Here is a 17363-nt window from a genome sequence, read left to right as displayed (position 1 = left end):
TTTTTTTAAAAAATTATTTTTCCTCCACCTACAACAAGGTCTTTATAGTATATTACCATATGCTGTCCTGGAGAATTTTTTGCGTTTTCCTCGTCATAAATGAAAAATATTCTATTATCTATTTTTTTCAATCTTCCAGGAAGTCCTATACTAGAAAATCTTGGTCTTCCAAATAATTTTATTTTTTCAAGTTTTTCAATATCTGCTAGGAAAACAGTGTCAGTCAACTCTACCTCTTTTTTCATAAGCTCTTCAAAATCACCTAAGATTATCTCGTTTTTATCTGAATCTATGCCAGTTATAAAATAAACTTTGGAAAGATTTATTCCTAGCCCTCTTCGTTGACCTATGGTGTATAGCTGATACCCCTCGTGTTGCCCTAAGATATGACCGTCTCTTGTGATGAAATTTCCAGGTTTAATCTTCTCTCCAAGGATTCTTTTAAGAAGTTCTTTATATCCTTCAGGTGCAAAACAGATTCCCTGGCTGTCCTTTTTATCATGAACCGATATTCCCGCTTCTTTTGCTATCCCTCTAACCTTTTTTTTCTCAAAATTTTTCAAAGGAAAGAGCATTCTTTTCAGTATATTTTCTCCGATCCTATAAAGCATATAAGTCTGATCTTTAGCAGAATTTTTAGATAGTTTCAAGAGATGCGACCCCAACTCCTGACTATAACTCACATCACAGTAGTGCCCTGTAGATATATAATCTGCTCCCAGCTTATCTGCTGTTTCTGCCAACTTTTTTATCTTAATCTTCTCATCGCAGACTACACAGGGAGAAGGAGTTATACCTTTAGAGTATTCCCCTATAAAGTAATCGATTACGTCCTTCTTAAAGGGTTCTACTGCATCTACAACATAATGAGGTATCCCTAGCTTAAAACATGCCATCTTTGCATCATATATATCGTCTAGTGAACAACAGGTTTTTGTATTGGTATTTTCAGAATCTTCATCACTTAAGTGCTTTAATGTTACCCCTATAACCTCGTATCCCTCTTCCTTCAAAAGGTATGCCGCCACAGAAGAATCAACCCCTCCGCTCATTCCTACCACTACCTTTTTTTTCAACTCTTACCTCCCTCTATACTCTTTGCTTTTCATTTTACCGCCTTGTCCTTAAAAGAAATATGCACCTCACCAATATCAAAGCTCTTTTTAATTCCCTCTACGTCTACTTCTAGAGTCCCGTCATCTAGAACTTTTCCCCCTATACCTCTTGTTATCTTATCTATTATCTTTATTGTTACAGGTTTATCAAGTAAGTAATTTTTTTCGTTTATCTCCTTTAATATAAGTTCCCAGCCTCCATTTAAAAATTCTTCAAAACAATTTTTAAACTCCTCTACAACTGTTAATATTAGCTCTTCTATATTAAATTCTTTATTGCTTTCAATTTTCAGGGAAGTTGCAGAATTTTTTAGATCTCCGAAATCTTCATTGTTAACATTTATTCCTATTCCAATTATAAAATTTTCATTTATTTTTTCAACTAAAATTCCAGATATTTTTTTCTCATTTACATATATGTCATTTGTCCACTTAAACTTATAATCCAAACTTTGAAATTTTTTTAGTGCCCGAAGAACAGCAACTCCTACCACCAAAGGAAGTTTTCTGTACTCCTCCATAGGAAGTTTAGAATTTTCTTTCAGCACAAAACTAAAAAGTGCGGCTCCTTCCTTTGAGACCCAAGAGTTTCCTCTTCTTCCTCTTCCTTCAGTCTGATTTTTAGCCATTGCCAGGTCATAATTTTCAAGCTTGTTTTCTCTTTTCAAAAAACTATTGGTAGAATCTATCTCACCAAACCTAAAAACTCTCATTTAAATACCTCCCTTTATTTGATAAAATTATATCATAAAGAGAATTTTTTATCTATTACACGTAATTTCAAAAGGTTTAGTACAACACATAATATTCTATCACGTCATATAAAAAGATGGGAATCTATAGATTCCCATCTTTTTATAAATATCTGAGCCAAATATAAGCACTGGCGATAACCAGAGTTTGAATAGATATTATAGCTCCAAATTTTACGAATTCTACAAAAGATATTTTACATCCCGCCTTTGCTGCTGCAGCTACGGCAACCACATTAGTTGCTGAGGCTAGAATTGTTGCATTTCCACCTAGACACGATCCCAGTGAAAGTCCCCACCAAAATACCTTTACATCTCCTAAGGACTGGAATGAAGGAGTCATTACGTGGATTATCTTTGACACAGTGGCTGCATTGGCTACATTTCCAATGACAGATGTGAATAATGCAGAAACCCAGGTTATAAGCATTACCGCAAAATTAAAATTGCCCTCTGTAATATTTACTATTTTTTCCCCTAGCAGATCTATCAGGTGAGTTTCTTCTACACCTTTTATCATAATAAACAGACCTATAAAGAAAAACAGTGTATCCCATTCTACATGTTTAAATATATCTTCAGGTTTTTTCTTAGCAAGAATAATAAGTGCTGTTGCACCACTTAAGGCAATAATAGCCAGACCCTTATCTATAAAATTATTCATTATGAAACCGGTAATTATAAGCACAAATATCGTTCCCGATTGCTTTAAAAGACTCATGTTTCTAAGTGATCTAGAGGCGTCTAAATCCATTATTCTAGCTTTCAAATCTCTGGAGACTATCATCTTTCTTCCGTACAGAATGTAAACTGTAACCATAAGGGAAATAAAAGCTAGTATAGATACCGGAGCGGTGTTTATTATAAAATCATTGAACCCAAGCTTTCCCTCATTTCCTATGATTAGTTGAGTTGGATCTCCTATCAGTGTGGCAGATCCCCCTATATTAGCAGCCATTATTTCCGTCATGATAAATGGAAAGGGTTTCTGTTTCAGCTGTTCCGCTAGAAGTATAGACACGGGAGCCATCAATAATATTGTAGTCACATTATCTAAAAATGCCGAACATATAGCAGTTACTACAGACAGCAACACTATAAGGGCAAAGGGTTCTCCCCTTACAATCTGAGCGACCCTGATTGCAAACCACTGAAATACACCTGTTTCAGATATAAGATGAACTACTATCATCATACCTATCAATAAAAATATTATCTCAAGTCTTGAAGCTACAGCTTCTAGAGCTTGCTCTTCATTTAAAAGGCCCACAAGAGCCATTGCTAATCCGCCACCCATTGTTGCTAAAACACTTGGAACTTTCTCTGTGATTATCAAAAAAAACACAAATATAAAAATAAGTAACCCGACAATCAGTTGTAACATTAAATACCTCCATTAAATGTGAAGAACTTTCTTAATTATGTCTGATCTTTGGATCATTCCATAATATTTGCCATTTTCCACAACGTAAATTCTTGTTTTTCCTTTGTTTACCATTAAAAAACATATCTCCATAATCGGAGTTTTTTTGTCTACCGTGATGACGTCTATTTTTCTATATAATTCCTCTATTGTAGCTATTTTTTCATTTACTAGATATTCCTCAAAGGGCTCTCCTACAGTAAGGAAGTTTAAATCCTGCATAACAGATGTATATTTTGGCATTCCAAACTCTATAAGTTCTCTTTCTGTTATCTCTCCTAAAAAATATCCATCTTTAACCACTGGAAGTCCAGTTCTGTCCTCTATTATAAGTCTTTTGGCCACTTTGTCTAGAGTATCGTTTGGATGTACAGGCATTAACTCTGGACTCTGTACATCTTCTGCTACTATTTTTCCATCAATTTCAACTTCGGCATTTTTTATAAAGTCAAATAATATATTTGAATTAGAACTACTTTTTATCTCTTCTAAAACCTTCGGGTGTTTTACTGCTATCTTCATGATTCCAGACATTACTTTTAACATTCTTTTATTTCTAAGAACTTCAGAAACTAAAAGTATTACCATTTTCACATCATCTTCTTTATGAAGTGCAGCAACTTGACATTTAATTGGATTTTTAAGGAGACCTATTATAATTATAAAATCATCCAAACCTTCAATTCTAGCATGAGGTATAGCTATCCCCTGACCCATGGCAGTTGAGATTTCATTTTCTCTTTCTAAAACACTTTTTATTATATCTTTTTTCATCGAGGCTATTTTTTTATCCTCTTGTGCAGATTTTTCTATCAATAACTTTATAGCCTCTTCCTTTGTTTCTACCTCTAGGTCTGTAAAAATAAGTTTTGGATCTAAATAACTGGAAAGCTTCATAAAATTTACCCCCTAATTTATTATTAATTTCTCGCAAGAGTTTGTTATCTTCTATCTAAGTATACTCTTTATTTAATATTTTCCTAGCCTCAAGTCAATTTATATAAAAGATAAAACATTGTATGTGTGTTAAATTAAATTTAACAGTTTTTTTAAAAAAAACTACTATTTTTTATGACAAACTTATTTATACTACTAATATATGATATTGTCAAGGAATAATGAGTTTTAAAAAATGGCCTTATTTATATCGATGTTTGATTAAACTTATCATCTCAACTTTTAAAAAAAGCCGGAAAAAATATCCGGCTTTTTTCTATCTTATTTTTGGAAAAATAACCATACCATAAACAGGTCCACTGTGAGAGCCTATAGCGGCACCAATTTCAAATCTTCCCCTATAGTCAGCTTTCTTCTGTTTGTCTCCTATAGACCTCAGTTGATCAGCACTATCAAGTTCATCCTGAGTTCCTCCCCAACCTGTGTATAAAATTATTGATCCGTTTTTAGATTCATTCTTTATTATTTTTTCCATATACCTCATGGCTCCTATCTCTCCAATAGGCTTTTTCTCCGTGCAAACCTCTCCGTTTTCAATTGTCAGAACCGGTTTTATCTGGAAAACGTCTCCTATTACAGATGAAGCTTTTCCTATTCTGCCACCTTTTTCTAAGAAAGAAAGTTCTTTTACAACAAAATATACCTTTATTTTATTTTGAGCCTCATCTATCCATTCCAAGATTTCATTAAAACTATGTCCCTCTTTTACAAGTCTTGCTGATTCTAAGGCGAGGTGTCCTAGACCTAAAGTAACAGATTTAGAGTCTACAATAGCTACATCTTTTTCCCTGCCAAGCATTCCTCTAGCTACCTTAGCAGCCTGTTGGGTACCGCTTAACTTACTTGAAATATGAATAGAGATAATTTTTTTATATCCCTTATTAAATAGTCTTTCATAAAGATCTTTAAACTCTCCTGGGGATGGCTGTGAGGTTTTTGGAATCACATTTTTACTTAATACTGTTCTCCAAAAGTCCTCCTTAGAAATATCTATACCGTCTTTATAATATTTATCACTTTCAAATTTAAGCTTGAGAGGAATTATATCTATATTCATATCTGCAACAAATTCCTCACTTAGGTCTGAGGTTGAATCAGTAACAACTGCTATCTCTGGAAGTTCAGGGTCTCTGTTTTCTATATAGATATAATAGGAATAATTATCCTGCATTCCAGGATAGTCTGAATACCTTACATCCAAACCAGGCTTTAATACCTTGTTACCTTCTTCTGTGGATTCTTTTCCCATTACTGCAAAAACACTCAAAGTATCCTCAGAAATATATGATCCGTATACATCCTCTATAAGAGTTTCTATTTTATCAGATTTTTTCATGATTTTTCCATTTACAAGGGCTATATGATCACCTTTTTTTATCATCATATCCTCAGATTTAGTCTCTCTGACAGCTTTTGTGATCTCAACTGATATATTTCTCTTCACACCTTTTACAAGATAGTTCAGAGTCTCCATCTTATTTTTCAGAATATAGTGTCCCTCTAACATGGATTTTGTTTCTATAACAGTAATCTCCTTTATAGATCTTTCAGCAACTATTTTAGCCGCTGAAATTATATTTTTGTTGTTTGGAAGTATTATTATTTTCTCAGCCTTTATATGATCTAGCGTCTTCTCCAAATCTGAAACACTTGGATTTTGGGTCTGTCCTCCTATCAAAACGGCAGAAGCTCCGCTGTTTATAAAGAGTTCTCCCATCTGAAGATTATCTGCCACTGCAAAATAAGCAATTGGACGACTATTCTCATTTTTAAACACTGTCTTTGATTTCATTGATTTTTCTGATTGATATCTTGCATCCTTTGTTAGTACATTTCTGTGCTGTATCTTCATGTTTTCAATTTTTATATGATTAAGATCCCCTAAACTCCCTGCTATTTCTATTACTTTACCAGGGTTATTGGTATGTATATGAGTCTTTGTTTTTTTAGAAGTCTGAGCACATATTACAGAGTCTCCTAAATTTATAATATCAGATTTATACTTCTCCAGATCAAAATCTCCAGATTCTATAATAAACTCCGTACAGTATTTGAAATTGATTTTTTCAAGAGAAGTTACACTGTGTTCTAACCTTTCACGTCTGTTAGACTGAGATTGCACTATCCTTTCTAAATCTTTTAGCATTTCCGGGTCTGTTACCGATTTTTCAAACCCCTCTAAAATATAAAACATCCCTTTACCACCAGCATCTACCACACCGGCTTCTTTTAGTTTTGGAAGTAGATTCGGGGTCTCTTCAACAGCCTTACCTGCAACATTTTTAAGATGAGCTAGAAAAAGTATAAAATCATCTTTAGGGCCCTGGTACTTTTCAGCTTCTTCAGAGACTACTCTTATTACTGTAAGTATAGTCCCTTCTACTGGTTCAGTCACCGATTGATACGCCTTTTCTTTTGCCTTTTTAAAGGCCACCACTGCATCATCTACAGTTACATTTTCTGTATGGGATATCCCAGATAAAAATCCCTGTATTATTTGAGATAAAATAGTACCTGAATTTCCTCTTGCTCCCAAAAGTATCGCCTCTGACACGATTTCACAAAACTCTTCCATATCCGGTTCGTGATTCAGTTTTACAAGTTCGTTTTCTACAGATTGGAGGGTCATTGACATATTGGTTCCTGTATCACCATCTGGTACAGGATACACATTGAGGTCATTCAATACATCGGCATATTTTGACAGCCATCTGCTAGATGCAATAAATAGTTTTGTCAGCCTCTGTACGTTAAGAACTTTTACTTCAATTTTCATAGTATCTCCTCCACAGCCTCTTTATCTTTTATTTCTATAGTCCTCTAGAACCTTATTCCAGATTCCTTTCTCTCTCAGAATATACTCGACAAACTCTCTTACAGCACCCTTTCCTCCCTTAGAAGAGGACTTAAAGTCAACCATTTGAAGTATATCATTAGAAGAATCAAACGGTGCACCTGACATTCCAACTCTCATTATTGCCGGAATATCATTTATGTCATCTCCCATATAGGCCGTTTCCTCATAGGTAAGTTTATATTTTTCCAGTATTTCATCTAAAACCTTTATTTTATTGGATACCTTTTGATATACCTCTTCTATCCCTAGTTCCTGGGCTCTTGCTTTTACTATCTGTGAGTTTTTACCTGTTACAATAGCAAACTTCATTCCGTATTTTATTCCCTGAGCTATGGCCATTCCATCCTTTGCATTAAAGGCCTTGGTTTCTACCCCGTTATTGTCTGTATATAACTTGCCATCTGTAAGGGTTCCATCTACATCGAGGACTATAATTTTTACTTTTCTCGCTTTTTCACGCATTTTTTCTCCTTGTCTGTTCAGTCTATAACTAAAAACTCGGAGGTGTTACCACCCATAGAGCCCTAGCCACTTTATCTCCATTATTTACAAATCTATGTTTTTGGCTAGATTTAAAATAAAGACTATCTCCTTCATTTAGTGAATGAACCATATCATTTATATATATTTCCAAAGTTCCTTCTAAAATAAAGATGAACTCTTCACCTGGATGAGTATAATAATCTCTTCCACTTTCTCCCCCTGGATAAATCTCATAAAGAATAGGCTCCATATTTTTTTCTATATCTGATGATGTTAAAAGTGAGATCTTCGTATTAGAGTCTATACTTTCTATAAAGTGTCTTTCACCTTTTCTGATTATATCAGTATTTTTCTTAACTTCATCATCTTCTATAAGGTAGCTGACCCTTACATCAAGGCAGTTAGCTATTTTTTTTAGATTCTCTATAGATGGAGAAGCTTTCCCCTGCTCTATCTGAGACAAAAAACTTGCAGACAAATCTACCCTACCTGCTAAATCTCTTAGTGATAATCCTTTTTCATTTCTATTCTTCTTTATTCTTTCTCCTAACGACATTAGTATTCCACCCTCTTTTCAAGCATTTTAAGTAATTTAAACAAAGCAGTCATAGACGAATATCTTCTTATTCTTTTTCTATCACCCTTAAATTCATATTTTTTTATATAGTATTCATCCAAAATACGGACCCCTATATAAACAGTTCCCACCGGCTTCTCCTTGGTTCCACCTTGGGGTCCTGCTATTCCCGTAGTGGCTATGGCCACATCTCCTTTTAATCCCGCCAGCATCTCTCTGGCTGTCTCCTCGCTTACAGCGCCGTAAACTTTTAGTGTTTCCGGACTTACTTTTAGCCTATTGATCTTAGAATCATTGCTGTAGCATACTATCCCTTCAAAAAACACCTTGGAAACTCCAGAAACTTCCACAAGCATCGAAGCTATCTGACCTCCAGTACAAGATTCTGCCAGAGAAATATTATAACCTAGTGTTTTTAGATGAGACACTACACTGTCTTGAACTCTTTTTCCATCCTCACCTATTACATAATGACCTATTTCATTATATATTTTTTCTACTATTTTTTCTACTAGATTTTTTGAACTTTCTTTCCCCTGAAGCCTGACAACTATTCCGTAGTCCTTGGCCAGGAACTCATAAAAAATATCTTTTTCATCAAAGAAGTTCTTTATTCTTTTTTCTAGATGTGATTCCGGGATTCCCCAGACTAGAATATCCTTTATATAAATCTCATCCTCTAGCTTATTTTCTTTTGCGTAGTAATCCATGAATTTCGGAAACAGATTATATAGCTCTCTTGGTATTCCTGGAAAAGCCGCTATCCTGTCTATATATATTCCTGGAGCCATTCCGGCGCCGTTTCCAAAACTTACTGCTCCCTCTGGTTTTTCCACTTCTTTTACATTGTTGTCTAGAAACTCTATTCCCAGTTTATCAAACTTTTTTTTAAGCTCTCTGTATTCTTCTGGGTCTACCACCAGTTCTTTTCCAAGATATTTGGCGATGGCCTCCTTGGTCAAATCATCCATTGTAGGGCCTAGTCCACCTGACATTATTATGAGGTCACTTTGACTTTTGCCAAATTCTATGGCCTTTATTATCTCTTTTATATTATCCCCAACAGTTATTTTAGAAGATATTTCAATACCGTATTTATTCAGTTCCTCTGCCATAAATAAACTATTTGTATCCACTGTCATACCACTTAGAAGTTCTGTTCCTACCAAAATAATAAATGCTTTCATGCCATTACTCCACCTTTATTAAAAGAAAAAACTCCAGATACACACCATGATAAAGTTTCCGATTATTCCCGCCAAAAAGTCGTCTAAGACCACACCTACACCGTGTCCAAACATCTGTGATTTATATATAGGCCCTATCTTTGTTATATCAAGTATTCTAAATATGACAAACCCTAAAAATATTGCCCCTATATTCTGTACCACGCCTACTGGATTGACAAGAAATAGTGTCGTCAGAAATCCTAACACCTCGTCTATTACAACATTTTGAGGGTCCTTCTCTCTATATATCTCCCTTTCACATATGTCTGACACATATACAGCCACTGCAAAAAGAGTTATAAGAAACATAAAATAAAAGGAATTGTATACCATATTGTTTGGAAAAAACCTTCTGATAAAGGTGAGCCCTATAAATATCGGTATCCCTCCTAAGGTTCCAAAGGTTCCAGGAGCCTTTGGAAGATCTCCAAGTCCAAAGCATGTAGCCAGATTTTTTACTGTTTTTTTCTTCATCTATTCCACTCCTTAGTAAACCCCTTTTTGAAAATTATAAGGGTTGTACTCTCCTGTTTTAGTTTTTAGTGAGTTCAAAATCTTTTCTGTTTCTTCTTCTGACTCATCAGTAAATAAAAGTACCAGTTCATCTATTCCGGCATCTAGAAGTTTCTCTAAATTTGGTATAAGATTCATAGGGGTTTCAAGGTACAATTCACTGTTCCCTATAGAATTTTTAATTACATCAAATTGATCTCCCTGATCATTTGTAATTGTAACTTTATTTTCCTGAAAAATCGGTACCTCTATAAACATTCCCTTTAATTTACCGTATATCATGAGTCCTTTTCTAATCCCTGTTTCACCTATCTCTTTTATTCTGTCTAGATTCAGTTCAGGTGATATTATCACAGTGTCTGCACCTGGTATCTTACTTATTTCCTCTAAAGCATAAGTATTGGTTATATTTAGATTCCAATTGACAGTTACGGCATTATTTTTATTTTCAAGAAGCTGATATAAATTCCATGCCAACTTGCTTTCTAAATCGATTCTTCCTAGCTGTGATTCTTTTGCCACATCCAGACCTTTTTCATATATTTTTTCTATCCCGTACCTCACAGCTGTATCTCTTTGAGAGGAGTTTGAGACAATTACTGAAAATTTCATATTTTTATTATTTGATCTGCTGTAATCTATTTTTTTTATATCTTTTTTAGCTTGTCTACGGTGGCTTAATATTAGTTTTTCTCTGAGAACTTCTGTAGCATTTCGTCTCATTTTTTTTATGAGACTAAGTGGAATAAATGCCTTTCCGTCAAAATTCACCTTTAGATTATTTATAGAAAAAGTAGTTTCTCCGGTCTCGCTGAGTTTTATTTTTATATATTCAGAACTTATTACTCTTTTTGAAGCTTCTTCCAAAAATATTTCTGAATTTTCTATAACTGAAATATTTTCTCCCTTATTATTTTTACATATTAGCTCTAATGTGGCTCTTTCCCCTATTTTACCGTAAAACACACCGTCTATGTCTATTGTTTTTTTATTTTGTTTTATCCCTCTTGATATCTCATCATTAAGACTTTTAGAATAATTTTTATATACATACTTGGCTTCTCTAGGGACTTTATCTAACAAAACTCTGTCTCTAGCTTGTGCAGACTTTTGATTTTCTGTTTTACCCTTTATTTTTATTTTACTGACATTCTCTCCGCCCAGTTTCTCGTAGTCTTTTGATACATAGGAAATCCCGTCTCCAAGCATTAGATCTTCAGCTATTTTTAACTCTTTCCCCTCTATACTCCCTATAAACTTTCCGAAATCAGAGGAAAATTTTGAATTTATTATCTTATTTTTTTCATCGTAAAAATATCCCTTTGAATATCCTCTGTTAAATAGATGGGAGGTTCTTTCAGTTACACCTATCTCTTTTATTAGTCCTCTATAGTAGCTCACAGTTTCAAAAACATAATGGGGACTCTTCATTCTTCCTTCTAATTTAATGGATTCTATTCCTATCTCTTTCAATTTTTTTATCTCTTCCTGTCCCATAAGCTGATCCTTAGGACTCAGGAAATACCCTTTTTCTCCTTGAGAATTTGTATATTCCTTTCTGCAAGGCTGGGCACAAAGTCCTCTGTTTCCGCTTCGACCACCTATAAAGCTGCTCAGATAACAGTTTCCAGAATAAGATATACAAAGAGCACCTGAAACAAATATTTCAAGCTCTATCTCAGTATTTTCCTTTACTGACTTTATCTCTTTGAAAGAGAGCTCTCTTGATAAAACAACTCTTGAAAACCCTATTTTTTTTAGATAATTTGCCTCTATATGATTAGCCACAGTCATTTGAGTACTTCCGTGTATACAAATATCTGGAAAATTATCCTTAATAAATCTAAATAGTCCTAAATCCTGTACTATAACTGCGTCTAACCCTTGCTCATATAAAACCTTTATATTTTCATAAAGGGCTTCAATCTCCTTATCTCTCATCACAGTATTCAAGGTAAGAAAAATCCTTACCCCTCTTTCATGAGCATAATCAAGGGCTTCCATATATTCACTTAGAGTAAAGTTTTCAGCATTTCTCCTGGCTCCAAACCCCTTGATACCCATATATATTTCATCGGCCCCTGCCTTTACAGCGGCGTAAAATCTCTCCATATTTCCTGCTGGAGCCACTATGTTCATAACTTCTCTCTCCTCTGTATCGAAACATAACATTATCCCTAATTATATCACAGGGGATTTGATTTTGCAAAACTTTGGTAACCTATACTTAACTAAATATTATTCTATTTCTGTATTACAATTAACCTTGATTTTTATAAATATTTTCTTAGGTTTTTTTTAATATATTTCATAATATATCTTTTAAACTTTTGAAAAAACATCTTTTATCTTTTTCTCAAGCTCTTCAATTGTTCCGTCATTTTTTATTTTTATATCTGCTCTTTCTAATTTTTCAGACAAAGGCATCTGGTTTTTTATTATATTTATGGCAGTTTCTCTTTTACTTCCGTCTCTTTCCATCACTCTTTTTATTTGAGTTTCGATGTCCACATAGACCACTATTACTTTATCACACAGATCTTCCATCTTTGCTTCAAAAAGAAGAGGTATGTCAAAAACAAGCATCTCCCCTGTTATAATAGATTTTTTTCTCTCATTTTCAAATCTTTCTATCACAGTGGGATGAACTATAGAATTTAGTTTCCCCACACTTTTTTTAGATGAAAAAACAACCTCTCTCAGCTTTGATCTGTCCAATTTACCTTTTTTATCTAATATATTTTCCCCGAACTCATCTGAAATTCTCTTTATCACTTCTTTTGACTCCATTACTTCCCTAGCTACTATATCAGCATCTACAACTATTATTCCCATCTTACTCAATATTTTAGATACTGTACTTTTTCCAGAGGCTATCCCTCCAGTCAGACCGATGATCATCTGCTTCCTCCTAAATTTATCTATATTTTACCTCTGTCTTTTAATTTTTTTATAATTTCCAGATTATTTTTTAAAGACTGGATAAAAATAATCCACTCTGGATTCTAGATTTTTTACTATCCCTCAACTCTGTTTCTTCCTAGCTCTTTTGCCTGGTAAAGCATTTTATCTGCCTTACCGATTAGTTTTTCCATTTCATATTCATTATTTGGTACAGTGGCTGATATCCCTAGGCTGACTGTAACTACACCTCCGTGTCTTGACTTTACATGCTCTATTTCCATATTTTCTATATTTTTCCTTATTTTTTCTGCCACAGTTCTAGCCCCCTCTAAAGTCGTATCCGGAAGAAAAATTATAAACTCCTCTCCCCCATAACGACCTACAATATCCGAAGGTCTTTTACAGGATTTCTCAAGTTTTTCAGCTATCTTTTTCAGACACTCATCTCCAGCCTGATGACCATAATGGTCATTGTACAATTTAAACTTATCTATATCCAGCATAATAATTGAAACATTTTTTTTATTTCTTAAAGATTCCTTGAAAATCCTTTCAGACATCTCTTCAAATCCACGCCTGTTGTATATCCCTGTCAGACTGTCTTTTATCGATAAAACTTTTAGTTCTTCTTGCATGTGCCTTATATCTGTAATATCTGATATTGCACCTATTATTCCTCCGATCTCCCCTTCCTCAGTATAAAAAAGAGTCTTATCAAATACTACAATCCTGGCTTCGCTATTTTTATCTATTATATTGTTTTCACTCTTCAGATGTTTTTTATTCTTGAGAAGATCCATATCTCTTTTGGCAGAACAACCTGCCAGCTTTTCTCCCCAAACACTCTCTTGTAAGTTACCTTTAATTTTATCTTTTTTCATTCCCACAAGCTCTTCAAATGCCTTGTTGCAGTTTATATATTTCCCGTCCTTGTCCTGGTAATAGATAGGAAGAGGAACAGTATCTAAAAGAATCTCTATCATCCTTTCTTTCTTCTCTGCAGTTCTTATAGCTTCCTTTAGATTCGTTATATCTAGTATGACTCCTATAATTCCATTTTTTTGTCCATTTAGATCTCTGAATACAGACTTATAAAACTTCACATCCTTTATTTTACCATCTTTGTCCATTAGCTTTGAATGATAAACCTGTTCCTCTCCAGATTCTAGGAGTTTATCGTCTGCCTCTTTGTATATATCCGCCTTATCTTTCGGGGATACATCATATACACCTTTACCTGGAAGTTCCCCTTTTTTTACTCCTATGTACTCTGCAAAGGCCTTATTACAACCCAAGTAAACGTGATTTTTATCCTTATAAAAAACGGGGCTAGGTATCGTATCTAGTAGATTTTGGAGAAAGGCAGCTTTTTCCTTTATATTTTTCTCTCTTTCTAAAACCACTTTTCCCATGAGTCTGAACTTGCCTGCCAAATCCTCTGTTTCTGATATTTCATAATTCAATGTCTCAGGCAACTCTCCGGCAGATACCTTTTCGGAGATAAGTTTCAATTTATTCATATCTTTCAAAAGTTTATCAAGTCCAGAATAAGAAATATAAATTATAATCAAGGTAAACAGCCCGATACCAAAAACTATCTGTCTATAAAAATCCCATAAAAAGATAAAACCTTTGCTTACATCTTCTACTAATAGTATATCCCACCCTGTTTTTCCAATTCTACCATAGTTTTCTATTATGGTGTCTCTTCCCTTTATAAAATTTTCGTTTTTTGAATTATTATTTTCCAATGCCGATATATATTTGTATTTGATTTCACTTTTTCTCTCAGAATCCATTCCATCTATATCGTAAAAAATTATATTTCCGATGTTGTCCAATACAACCATTTTACTTCCTGTATTTTTAAGACTTTCTTTCAAAATGATATTAAGATTTTCAATATTTACGTATCCCACAAGAATATTTTCCCCGAGTCTTTTGGCAAGCATAATTTCTTGAGTTCCATCTGATGAAGACTGCATCACCTCTGACCAGTGGTATTCATCATTTTCTATAGCCTTTTCTACGAATTCAAAGTTAGACATGTCATATCCAATTTTTTCAGAACCTTGAGAGGAATACTTTATAACCCCTTTTAAATTCAAAATCTCAATTTTACCTAAAATATGATGAGTCTTTACCAAAGTATTGAGATAGTTATTTTTTTCAGATTCAACTACATGCTTTTCATAAAAAACTTCCCCCACCTGCATAATTAGCTCTTCATAATGATCCACAAAATGATTTACCATATTTATTACTGCTATATTTTTTCTTTCTATTCTCTTTCTTATGCTGTTCACAGATATCAATATAGATGCACAGCTTAATATAAACATGGGAAGAATCACCATGATAATTATTTTTTTAAATAAAAACTCCTTTAAACTTTTTTTCTTCATTTTAATCCATCCTTAGTTTCAGATTTTAAATTTTCCCAGATATTTCAGTTTTTCTAAAATTCCACCTTTTGAACTTTTTATTTTTTACCTGAAATACAAAGGTATCTCTTTCACAGTCACCATATTTATCAAATTTTCCAGGCTGTAAAAAATATTTTTCTGATTCAGTGGATAACACTTCTCTTTTTAGATTCTCGCTGTTCCCTTTATTTCTTCTTATTGCATAAACCAAAATATTAAAGCTTTCATACCCATTAAGAGATCCGTTATTGGGATCTTCTTTAAACTTATTTATGTAGTTTTTCTTAAAATTTTTGAATCTTTCATCTAAATATCCTTTCTCTTTTTTAAAATAAGCATCATCATAATTAACAGCGATATATACCCCTTCTGCGTACTTCCCACCATAGGTTATAAAATTCTGATGATATGCCCAGTCTGAAGCCAATATTTTTATATCTCTTTTTATTTTCTTTATCTTCTGTGTTATTTCTGCTGTATCTATTGGACTTGCTATTATTACCACTCCGTCGATCTCATCTTTTATCTTGGTAAAATAGGAAGCTATTTTTTCTGAAGACTTTTTTATATAAACAAAATTCTCGTAATTAGAATTTTCTGTGAATTTTTCTATATACTTATCTTTAAAAGATTCTGTATAAGCCAAATTCTTCTCATTATAAATAAGTAATATTTTTTTCATACCCATATAATCTCTAGATACCTCTGCAAGAGATACTGCATTTCTATCTACAGAAGGCGTCACTCTTATAAAATAGTCGTCCTTACCAGAAAGTTTTTTGGTTGCCACTGTAGGACTTATTATGAGCTTTTCTCTTTTATTCCCCACTTCACTTACTGCTATCCCAGCCTCAGATAAGGCAGGTCCCAGTATAGCTACAACCCCTGCATCTATGAGTTCTTCCGCAGATTTTTTTGATTCTTCAAAGTCATTTTTATCATCTTTTATTGTCAAAATAACTTTCTTTTCATAAAACTTTTTGTCTTTGTTAAACTCTTCTGCAGCCATTGCTATACCATTTAACACTGATATTCCCAAGCTAGATTCCTCTCCAGAAAGTGTGGTAATCACCCCTATACTTATAGTATTTCTATTGCTTATCTCCTTACATAAAAAAAGTCCTGATAGGACCACAATCAAAATAACAATTACTTTTTTCAAAAGAACACCCCTCTATAATTAAAAATATTCATTAATCACGATTAAATTAAAATTTTTTAAGACACTTAATTATATTTTATTATTGCAACAATAACAAGATGTAACCGATAACTATTGTAATAATTACAATAGTTTACTAGTTTATATATATATTAAAAACAATTTCCCATCTAAAAGTAACCAATAAAAAAATCTGGAAAAATCCAGATTCTTTTACATCTTAGTATGAATACTCCCTGTGTCACTACATTTACATCCTAATATAACCTCTATATTTTCCTTATCTACGTATCTCACTTCCCACCCTAGGCATTCTGGGTCACCGTCATCAAACTTCACAACCTCTTTTCCCTCTGCTCTCAGAGTCTCTTCTGTGATATTTATAGATTTTAAAAATTCCTCTTTTGTCATATAAGATACCTCCTCATAAGATAATTATATACTCATTATAGCACCCACACATTTTTTACTCAAGTTCCTGTCTAAAATAAATTATTGAATTTATCTGAAAACCTGTGTTACTTTCTTTGCTTGCCCAAAGAAAGTAACCAAAGAAAAGGCACCCAATTAAAATTAATGAAACTTGTAAAAATAAATTTTACAAGAACTAGAAAATATATTCGTTCCACTCATTATTTTCTAAGTCAAATCCCTTCTGAACTAACTTTCTATTGAAATATAGTCGGTAAACCTCCTTATTTCAATGAAAGTGGATTTCACAAGATGATTTCTTAACGGCATTTTTTAAAGGGGAAATTCAAAATCTTAAATGATTTTCTTTAAATCTTTTGAAATTTTTTTGGCCATTGATAAAATAAGCGTTAAGAATGACTGAGAGAAATCTCTAGAAAAAATCAACTGTCTGAGCGAAGCGAGTAGCCAAAAAATAACGAGTTATACGAGTATATTTTATGGTTCTCAGAAACTTAATTTCTGAGTATCATTACTTTACTTAGATTTCCGAA

The 17363-nt window shown here is 33.4% G+C and carries 14 protein-coding genes; all 14 read right to left on the bottom strand.

The annotated features are described in order from the left end of the window. Positions 1-5: 5 nt before the first annotated feature. The 14 genes from mnmA to ILYOP_RS01150 all read right to left on the bottom strand — a co-directional run bounded on the left by mnmA (position 6) and on the right by ILYOP_RS01150 (position 16809). The gene (gene mnmA / locus ILYOP_RS01215) at positions 6-1076 is read right to left on the bottom strand and encodes a tRNA 2-thiouridine(34) synthase MnmA (RefSeq protein ID WP_013386683.1); all 1071 of its coding nucleotides are present in this window, start codon (positions 1074-1076) and stop codon (positions 6-8) included. 29 nt (positions 1077-1105) lie between these two features. After that, positions 1106-1828 carry a biotin--[acetyl-CoA-carboxylase] ligase gene (locus tag ILYOP_RS01210; protein ID WP_013386682.1) on the bottom strand — a complete coding sequence of 241 codons (723 nt, stop codon included), beginning with the start codon at positions 1826-1828 and terminating at the stop codon, positions 1106-1108. Between the two features lie 142 nt (positions 1829-1970). Further along, the gene (locus tag ILYOP_RS01205) at positions 1971-3251 is read right to left on the bottom strand and encodes an ArsB/NhaD family transporter (protein ID WP_013386681.1); all 1281 of its coding nucleotides are present in this window, start codon (positions 3249-3251) and stop codon (positions 1971-1973) included. Positions 3252-3263: 12 nt separating this feature from the next. Further along, complete coding sequence (locus ILYOP_RS01200) at positions 3264-4187, bottom strand: PTS sugar transporter subunit IIA (RefSeq protein WP_013386680.1); 924 nt, start codon at positions 4185-4187, stop codon at positions 3264-3266. A gap of 316 nt (positions 4188-4503) precedes the next feature. After that, positions 4504-7023 carry a DegV family EDD domain-containing protein gene (locus tag ILYOP_RS01195; RefSeq protein ID WP_013386679.1) on the bottom strand — a complete coding sequence of 840 codons (2520 nt, stop codon included), beginning with the start codon at positions 7021-7023 and terminating at the stop codon, positions 4504-4506. 21 nt (positions 7024-7044) lie between these two features. Then, positions 7045-7566: a KdsC family phosphatase gene (locus tag ILYOP_RS01190; RefSeq protein ID WP_013386678.1), complete on the bottom strand. Its 522-nt coding sequence runs from the start codon at positions 7564-7566 to the stop codon at positions 7045-7047. 28 nt (positions 7567-7594) lie between these two features. Next, the gene (locus tag ILYOP_RS01185) at positions 7595-8143 is read right to left on the bottom strand and encodes a helix-turn-helix domain-containing protein (RefSeq protein ID WP_013386677.1); all 549 of its coding nucleotides are present in this window, start codon (positions 8141-8143) and stop codon (positions 7595-7597) included. Continuing rightward, positions 8143-9351: a CinA family nicotinamide mononucleotide deamidase-related protein gene (locus ILYOP_RS01180; protein WP_013386676.1), complete on the bottom strand. Its 1209-nt coding sequence runs from the start codon at positions 9349-9351 to the stop codon at positions 8143-8145. The genes ILYOP_RS01185 and ILYOP_RS01180 overlap by 1 nt, the downstream gene beginning before the upstream one ends. Positions 9352-9369: 18 nt before the next feature. Continuing rightward, entirely contained in the window at positions 9370-9867 is a 498-nt protein-coding gene (locus tag ILYOP_RS01175) for a phosphatidylglycerophosphatase A family protein (RefSeq protein ID WP_013386675.1), read from the bottom strand. Positions 9868-9879: 12 nt separating this feature from the next. Further along, positions 9880-12045: a peptidase U32 family protein gene (locus ILYOP_RS01170; RefSeq protein ID WP_013386674.1), complete on the bottom strand. Its 2166-nt coding sequence runs from the start codon at positions 12043-12045 to the stop codon at positions 9880-9882. 183 nt (positions 12046-12228) lie between these two features. Next, positions 12229-12807: a dephospho-CoA kinase gene (coaE, locus tag ILYOP_RS01165; RefSeq protein ID WP_013386673.1), complete on the bottom strand. Its 579-nt coding sequence runs from the start codon at positions 12805-12807 to the stop codon at positions 12229-12231. 116 nt (positions 12808-12923) lie between these two features. Continuing rightward, entirely contained in the window at positions 12924-15215 is a 2292-nt protein-coding gene (locus ILYOP_RS15030) for a sensor domain-containing diguanylate cyclase (protein ID WP_013386672.1), read from the bottom strand. Between the two features lie 25 nt (positions 15216-15240). Beyond that, on the bottom strand, positions 15241-16398 hold the full coding sequence (locus ILYOP_RS01155; protein WP_013386671.1) for an ABC transporter substrate-binding protein: 1158 nt from the start codon (positions 16396-16398) through the stop codon (positions 15241-15243). Between the two features lie 213 nt (positions 16399-16611). Then, complete coding sequence (locus ILYOP_RS01150) at positions 16612-16809, bottom strand: hypothetical protein (protein ID WP_013386670.1); 198 nt, start codon at positions 16807-16809, stop codon at positions 16612-16614. Between the last annotated feature and the right edge of the window lie 554 nt (positions 16810-17363).

The sequence above is a fragment of the Ilyobacter polytropus DSM 2926 genome (genome assembly GCF_000165505.1).
In the GTDB taxonomy this organism is placed as follows: Bacteria; Fusobacteriota; Fusobacteriia; order Fusobacteriales; family Fusobacteriaceae; genus Ilyobacter; species Ilyobacter polytropus.
The sequence above is the reverse complement of the archived record's forward strand: the minus strand, read 5'-3'. Positions and strand labels throughout refer to the sequence as shown.